The organism is Aeromonas sp. Prich7-2 (assembly GCF_017939255.1).
In the GTDB taxonomy this organism is placed as follows: Bacteria; Pseudomonadota; Gammaproteobacteria; order Enterobacterales; family Aeromonadaceae; genus Aeromonas; species Aeromonas caviae.
In genome coordinates this window covers 1-1,252 of the sequence record NZ_JAGKRI010000149.1, presented here as the reverse complement: position 1 = coordinate 1,252, position 1,252 = coordinate 1, and the positions used below count along the sequence as shown (strand labels likewise).

The 1,252-nt window shown below is 47.1% G+C and carries 2 protein-coding genes; one reads left to right on the top strand and one right to left on the bottom strand.

Features of this window, described 5'->3' with window-relative positions; genetic code table 11:
• Positions 1 to 179: 179 nt before the first annotated feature.
• The gene (locus tag J9892_RS18835; protein ID WP_134996526.1) at positions 180 to 431 is read right to left on the bottom strand and encodes a plasmid stabilization protein; all 252 of its coding nucleotides are present in this window, start codon (positions 429 to 431) and stop codon (positions 180 to 182) included.
• A 290-nt stretch (positions 432 to 721) separates the two neighbouring features.
• Between J9892_RS18835 and J9892_RS18830 the strand changes: the two genes are divergently transcribed.
• A complete protein-coding gene (locus tag J9892_RS18830) occupies positions 722 to 1,126 on the top strand; it encodes a transcriptional regulator (RefSeq protein ID WP_210538710.1) in 405 nt (134 codons plus the stop codon).
• Positions 1,127 to 1,252 lie beyond the last annotated feature (126 nt).

Below are 1,252 nucleotides of genomic sequence, written 5' to 3'. Positions count from 1 at the left end.
GAACAGTGATTCCGGGATGTTGAACACTGTTTCCGGAAAGGAGGGGCAAAGTGTTCAGGTTGAACCGGAATGAGCGTTCACATTGGTCCGGAAATGGTGTTCACGTTGAATCGGAATTGGTGTTCATGATCGGCCGGAATATGCAATCAGTACTCAACGATAAAATCGCGTGGCATACGTCATAGATCATCTAGCGATACGCTGACCTTATCGAGTAGGGCCATGCGTTCATCGGCGATACGATTAAGCTCAGCGTCTTCGGCTAGTTCTATATAGTAAGCAAAGAGCTCTGGTGGCACGCAGTAGAAGGCTGGTTCGTTGTGCTTGAGGATAGCAACGGCAGAACCATTGCCTTTTTTGACAGTGCCCATGGGGTTGCGTTTCAGTTCGGTAATGCTGGCCGCCGCAGCGGAGAGAATCTGGTAGCTCATGTTCGGTTCCTACTCGTTTTGGTATTAATTATTGTGCTACTACTCGCAATAATTAATAGAGGCCCCTTGATCATTGGCATAGGGAAGAAGCGAACAAGTCTCCGCGCAAGATGTGTGAACCCGTTTGACACACCTCAACCATCAGCAGTCAATCTAGTGTTTATAGATCACGCATTAGCGTAAACTCATGAATTTTAGATATTTATTCACCACTCTCATACCTGACAGAATCACCTTCTCCAGATAGTTGCTATTCATAGCGAACACCGGAGAAACAAGGAGTCACCATTATGTTAAGTCATGCGCTGGTTCAGATTAGAGAAGCATTGGCCCAAGTGCCCTACATCGTCCACATCAATAATCAGGACGATTATGAGCGAGCTCTTGAGCTGATGGACGAGCTGGTAGATGACTATGACACTAATAAGCAATTGATCGAGTTGCTTGCAACCAGTATCGAGCGCTGGGAAGACGGTGCTGACGAGTTCGCCGACTTCAACAAGGCTTTGGCATGTGTGGAGCCGGGTATTGCTGTCTTGAAGACTTTGATGAGCCAACACCGACTGGGAGGGGCTGACCTACCTGAGCTGGGGTCCAAATCCAATGTTAGCAAGCTGCTCAATGCAACCGAGGGTAAAAAACTGACTCGCAAACATATCGAGGCGCTAAGCAAGCGCTCATGTACAGAACCTTAAGCGGCAAGCGAATTAATAATACCGTCTAACGTGTTGTTTTGCTTGGATTTTCTCTGCCTACTCTTTTTGCCGTTTTTGGATAAATACACCATTGCCCACTCCAACTTCTCTGTTATTTCCTGCCAC

Excerpts from the sequence above, each read along its gene's own strand:
- J9892_RS18835 (WP_134996526.1), bottom strand. The coding sequence starts at position 431 with ATGAGCTACCAGATTCTCTCCGCTGCGGCGGCCAGCATTACCGAACTG.
- J9892_RS18830 (WP_210538710.1), top strand. The coding sequence starts at position 722 with ATGTTAAGTCATGCGCTGGTTCAGATTAGAGAAGCATTGGCCCAAGTG.